Source organism: Streptomyces sp. NPDC059454, from assembly GCF_042749965.1.
In the GTDB taxonomy this organism is placed as follows: Bacteria; Actinomycetota; Actinomycetes; order Streptomycetales; family Streptomycetaceae; genus Streptomyces.
The window spans coordinates 1-6,437 of sequence record NZ_JBHYVC010000120.1; the positions used below are offsets into that span (position 1 = coordinate 1).

Sequence of the window (6,437 nt, forward strand, 5' to 3'; positions counted from 1 at the left end):
GGACGGGGGCGGCCGCCGGCGGCCCTGGGACGCCTCCCGGAACGATGCCGCCCTCCCCGCCGGTGGCGGGGAGGGCGGCATCGTTGGCGCCGGGGCTTCGCCCGGACGACGCGTGGCTAGGAGAGGCCGAGTTCGTTGTCGAGCATGTCGAAGACCTCCTCGTCCGTGGCGGAGTCGAAGTCGAACCCGTCGTCCTCCTCCCCGGACGCGGCGGGCGCCTCCGTGCGCAGCGACTGCCACTTGCTGCGCAGCACCTCCAGCCGGCCCGCGACCTGTTCGAAGAGATCAGCGCCCACTTCGATGCCCGAGAGGCTCTTCTCCAGCCTGTCCAGCTCCGCCAGGACCGCCTCCGGTCCGTCGGCCGGGGCCGGGGCGACGCGCGCGTACAGGTGGGCGACGAGTTCGCCGGGCGTGGGGTAGTCGAACAGGAGGGTGGCCGGGAGGCGGGTGCCGGTGAGCGCACCGAGCCGGTTGCGCAGTTCGACGGAGGTCAGCGAGTCGAAGCCGAGGTCCTGGAAGGGCCGGTCCGGTTCGACGTCGGCCGGGTCCAGGTGACCGAGGACGGTGGCGATCTGACCGCGCACCAGTTCCAGCAGTGCTTCCCGGCCCTCCGCCGGGGTCAGTCCGGACAGCCGCTGGGTGAGGTCCGCGGCGGCGGCCGCCGTCCCGGCCGCCGGGGCCGTACGGGGGGACGCCACCCGGATCAGTGACCGGAACAGCGGCGGGACCTCGCCGAGGGACCGCAGGGTCCCCAGGTCCAGCCGCACGGGCAGGACCGCGGCTCCCGCGTCGGCGGTGCGGAGCGCGTCGAACAGGGCCAGGCCCCGCTCCGGCTCCATCGGCGGCATGCCCGCCCTGGTCATCCGCGCGATGTCGGCCTCGCCGAGTTCGCCGGTCATGCCGCTGCCCCGGGTCCAGGGGCCCCAGCCGAGGGACAGGGCGGGCAGGCCCTGGTTCCGGCGGTGCCGGGCGAGGGCGTCCAGGAAGGCGTTGCCCGCCGCGTAGTTGGCCTGGCCCGCGTTGCCGAGCGTGCCGGCCACCGAGGAGAACAGCACGAACGCGTCGAGCGGGAGGTCCGCGGTCGCCTCGTGCAGGTGCCAGGCGGCGTCCGCCTTGGGCCGCAGCACGGCGGCGAGCCGCTCGGGCGTGAGGGAGTCGATCATTCCGTCGTCCAGGACGCCCGCCGCGTGGATCACGGCGCGCAGCGGCCGGTCGGCGGGCACCTCGGCGAGCAGCCGGTCGAGGGCGGCGCGGTCCGTCACGTCGCAGGCGGCGACGGTGACCCGGGCGCCCTCCGCCTCGAGTGCGGCGGCGAGTTCACCGGCCCCGTCGGCGGCGGGGCCGCGCCGGCTGACCAGCAGCAGGCTCCGCGCGCCGTGCTCGGCCACCAGGTGGCGGGCGACGGCGGCACCGAGACCGCCGGTCCCTCCGGTGACGAGGACGGTTCCCTCGACGTCCCAGCCGCCCGTGCCCTGCGGCTCGGGCGCGGTGACCCGGACCAGCCGGGGCACGAGCACCCGGCCCTCGCGCACCGCGAGTTGCGGTTCGCCGGAGGCGGGCGCGAGAACGGCGGACGGGAGTACCGCCTCCGTTCCCGTCTCGTTCTCCGTGGCCGTGCCCGGTTCCGTGGCCGTGTCCGGGTTCTCCAGGTCCAGCAGGGTGAACCTGTCGGGGTGTTCCGCCTGGGCCGCCCGCACCAGGCCCCATACGGCGGCCGCGGCCGGGTCGGCTCCGTCGGTCGCGCCCCGGGTGACGACGACCAGGCGGGAGGCGGTGAACCGGTCGTCGGCGAGCCAGGTGCCGAGCGTCTCCAGGACGTGGGCCGTCGCGGTGTGCGCGGCTCGTGCCCGGTCGGCCGGCGCGGTGCCGGTGCGGACGGGCAGGAGGACGACCGGCGGTACCGGGTCCTCCGCCGCCGCGTCGGCCAGGGCCGTCAGGTCCGCGTACCTGTCGGCAACGGCGGCGGCGTTCCGGACGGCCGCGTCGAGGACGCCGTCGTCCGGGCCGATCAGGGCGACCCGCGCGGCCTCGTCCCCGTTTCCGGTCCCAACCGTGGATCGGGCCGCCGGTGCGTGGGACGGTGTGCCCGCCGTCTGCTCCGGCGCCGGGATCCAGTCCAGGGCGAACAGGGAGTCCCGCCCGGTCTCCGCCGCGCCGCCGAGCTGCTCGGCGGAGATCGGGCGGGTCACCAGGGAGGTGACGGTGGCCACGGGGGCGCCGGTGGTGTCGGCGACGGCGATCGCGAGGGTGCCGTCGTCGGCGCGGGAGAGCCGGATACGGACGGCGGAGGCGCCGACCGCGTGCAGGGACACGCCGTTCCAGGAGAACGGCACCCCGCCGCCCTGTGAGGTCCCGCCGTCCTGCGGCGAGTCGCCGTCGGTGGCGGTGCCGGCCAGTGCGGTGGCGTGCAGTGCGGCGTCGAAGAGCGCCGGGTGCAGGCCGTACGCGCCGCCGTCGGTGCCGTCGGGCAGGGCGACCTCGGCGAACACCTCGGCGTCGCGCCGCCAGGCGGCCCGCAGGCCCCGGAACACCGGCCCGTAGGTGAAGCCGGAGTCCTCGAAGCGTTCGTACAGGCCGTCGGTGCCGAGCGGTTCGGCCTTCTCGGGCGGCCAGACGGACGCGTCGAAGTCGGTGGCGGCAAAGGCCGCCGGGCCGGTCGCGAGGGTGCCCTGGGCGTGTGTCGTCCAGGTGGCCCCGGGGTCGTCGGCGGGACGGGAGTGGATGCCCAGGGAGCGGCGGCCGGAGTCGTCGGGGGCGCCGATGCCGACCTGGAGCCGGACCGTGCCCCGGGCGGGGAGGACCAGCGGTGCGGCGAGGGTGAGTTCCTCCACCAGCTCGCAGCCCAGGGAGTTCGCGGCGTGCACCGCCAGCTCCAGCAGGGCGGTGCCGGGGACGAGGACGGCGCCCATGACGACGTGGTCGGCGAGCCAGCCGTGCGTGCCGACCGACAGCCGTCCGGTGAACAGGTGGCCGTCGGATCCGGCGAGTTCGACCATGCCGCTGAGCAGCGGGTGGTCGGCGGGCGCCAGACCGGCGGCCTCCGCCCCCGCGCCCAGGCGCATCTCCGTGGGCCAGAAACGGCGCCGCTGGAAGGCGTACGTGGGCAGGGCGACCCGGCGGGCGCCCAGGCCGGCGAAGAACGCGGCCCAGTCGACGGGCACGCCGTGGCCGTGCAGCCGGGCGAGGGCGTCGACCAGGGCGGTCTCGCCGGGGGTGGCACGCCGCTGGGCGGCGACGGTCACGGCGTGCTCGGGCAGCGTCTCGCGCGCCATGGCCGAGGTGACGCCGTCGGGGCCGAGTTCCAGGAACCGGGTGACGCCCTGTTCGTGCAGGGTGTGCACCCCGTCGGCGAAGCGGACGGCCTCGCGGACGTGCCGTACCCAGTAGTCGGCGGAGCACAGCTGGTCCGCGGTGGCGAGGGCTCCGGTCAGGTTGGAGACGACGGGCAGGGCGGGCGGCCGGGGCGAGAGCCGCTCCAGCACGGTCCGGAACTCCTCCAGCATCGGTTCCATCAGCGGGGAGTGGAACGCGTGCGACACCCGCAGGGCGGTCGTACGGCGGCCCTGCTCCCGGAAGACCGCGGTCACCTTCTCCACGTCCTCCGCGACACCCGACACCACGACGGAGGCGGGGCCGTTGACGGCGGCGACACCGACGCCGTCGGTGAGGTACGGCAGTACCTCGGCCTCGGTGGCCTGCACCGCCGCCATGGCACCGCCGGCGGGCAGCGCCTGCATCAGCCGGCCGCGGGCGGCGACCAGCGCGCAGGCCTCCTCCAGGGTGAAGACCCCGGCGACGTGGGCCGCGGTGATCTCGCCGATGGAGTGCCCCGCCACGTATTCGGGGACGACGCCGAACGACTCGGTGAGCCGGTACAGGGCCGTACCGAGGGCGAAGAGGGCGGCCTGGGTGTAGGCGGTGCCGTTCAGGGTGCCCTCGTCGTCGCCCCAGACGACCTCGCGCAGCGGCCGGTCCAGGTGTTCGTCCAGTCCGGCGCAGGCCGCGTCGAAGGCCTCGGCGAACACCGGGAACCGGTCGTACAGGTCCCGGCCCATGCCGAGCCGCTGCGATCCCTGGCCCGGGAAGAGGACGGCGAGCAGTCCTTCGCGGGCCGTGGTGGCCGGCTCCTCGCCCCGCGCGACCGCGCCCAGGGCCGCCAGCAGCCCGTCGCGGTCCGCGCCGACGACCGCGACGCGGTGTTCGAACGCCGCGCGGGTGGTGGCCAGCGAGTACGCGATGTCCAGCGGGCGCGGCGCATCCGCACCGGCCGCCCCGGCCTCCTCGACGTGCGCCAGCAGATGTTCGGCCTGGGCGCGCAGGGCGTCCTGGCCGCGCGCCGACAGCAGCCACGGTACGACCGCGGCCGGCGCCGGGTCCGCGTCGTCCGCCCCGCCGGGGGCGGCGGGCGCCGTCGGCGCCGCGGCAGGTGCCTGCTCGACGATGACGTGGGCGTTGGTTCCGCTGATGCCGAAGGAGGAGACGCCGGCGCGGCGCGGGCGGCCGGTGCCGGTCCACTCCCGCTGCTCGGTCAGCAGCGCGACGGACCCGGTGGTCCAGTCGACCTGGTCGCTGGGCGCGTCCACGTTGAGGGTGGCGGGCAGCACACCGTGCCGCATCGCCATCACCATCTTAATAACGCCCGCGACGCCGGCGGCTGCCTGCGTGTGGCCGATGTTGGACTTCACCGAGCCGAGCCACAGGGGGCGTTCCCCGGGCCGGTCCTGGCCGTAGGTGGCGAGCAGTGCCTGGGCCTCGATCGGGTCGCCGAGCGTGGTGCCCGTGCCGTGCGCCTCGACCGCGTCGATCTGGTCGGCGGCGAGCCGCGCGTTGGCGAGGGCCTGCCGGATCACGCGGCGCTGGGAGGGCCCGTTGGGGGCCGTGAGCCCGTTGCTGGCGCCGTCCTGGTTGACGGCGGAGCCCCGGACCACGGCCAGCACCTCGTGCCCGTTGCGCAGCGCGTCGGACAGCCGCTCGACCACCAGGAAGCCCGCGCCTTCGGAGAAGCCGGTGCCGTCGGCCGCCGCGGCGAACGACTTGCACCGTCCGTCGGGCGCGAGCCCGCCCTGCCGGCCGAACTCGACGAACACACCGGGCGTGGCGAGCACGGTGACACCGCCGGTGACGGCGAGCGAGCAGTCGCCCTGCCGCAGTGCCTGCACCGCGAGGTGCAGCGCGACCAGGGAGGACGAGCAGGCGGTGTCCACGGAGACCGCCGGGCCCTCGAGGCCGAGCTTGTAGGCGATGCGGCCGGTGACGACGCTGCCGTTGCCGTCGCTGCCGGGGTAGTCGTGGTACATCACGCCGGCGAAGACACCGGTGCGGCTGCCCTTGAGCGAGCCGGGGTCGATGCCCGCGCGCTCCAGCGCCTCCCAGGACAGCTCCAGCGCCAGCCGCTGCTGCGGGTCCATCGCCAGTGCCTCGCGGGGCGAGATGCCGAAGAACCCGGGGTCGAAGTCGGCCGCCCCGTCGAGGAAGCCGCCCTCCCGCGCGTAGTAGCCGTCGGGGTGCCTGGCCTCCGGGTCGCGCAGCATCGACAGGTCCCATCCCCGGTCCTCGGGGAACGGGGTGATGGCGTCCGCGCCGTCCGTCACCAGCCGCCACAGGTCCTCGGGCGAGGTCACTCCGCCCGGGTAGCGGCAGGCCATCCCGACGATGGCGATCGGCTCGTGCCGGGCGGCGGTGAGCCGTCGGTTGTCCCGGCGCAGCCGCGCGGTCTCCGCGCGGGCGGCGCGCAGGGCGTCGGGGGTCGCGGGGGCTTCGGGGGCTTCGGAGAGGAGTACGTCCTGGGCGGTGCCGACGGTGCCGTCCGGTCCGCCGTCCAGGTCGGTGTCGTGCTCCTCCCCATCCGCGACGGCCTCCGCGTGCGCCGCCTCTCCGTCCTCGTCGGCGAGTTCGAGGAGGACGTCCATCAGACCGGCGTCCCGCAGGCGCCTGGTCGGGATCGACCGCAGTGCGCGGCGGATGCCGTCCTCTCCGGCGTCGCCGTCCGCGTCGTCGCCGGACGCCGGGTACGCGGCGGCCAGTTCGGCCTCCACGAACTCGGTGACGGCGAGGGCGTTGGGGTGGTCGAAGACCAGGGTCGCGGGGAGTCGGAGTCCGGTGAGGTGGTTGAGCTGGTTGCGCAGTTCGGTCGCGGCGAGCGAGTCGAAGCCCAGCTCCTGGAAGGCCCGGTCGGGTCCGATCGCCTCGGCCGAACCGTGTCCCAGCACGGCCGCCACCTGCGAGCGCACCAGTTGCAGCACGGTGCGGCGCCGTTCGGCGGCCGGAAGGGCCGCCAGCCGCTGGGCGGGGGGCTCCTCCCCCGCCGCTCCGACGGTCTCGGTTGCGGCGGCGCGGCGTGTGGTCGGGGTGAGGGCGCGGAGGAGAGCGGGGACCTCGTCGGTACGGGTGCGCAGGGCGGCGGTGTCGACCCGCAGCGCAACGACCGTCGCCTCACC

1 protein-coding gene is annotated in these 6,437 nt (G+C 75.8%); it reads right to left on the reverse strand.

Annotated elements, in window-relative coordinates; genetic code table 11:
* Positions 1–116: 116 nt before the first annotated feature.
* Positions 117–6,278 (reverse strand): SDR family NAD(P)-dependent oxidoreductase, encoded by a 6,162-nt coding sequence (locus ACFXAE_RS35990; protein ID WP_384723881.1) that lies wholly within the window; start codon positions 6,276–6,278, stop codon positions 117–119.
* Positions 6,279–6,437 lie beyond the last annotated feature (159 nt).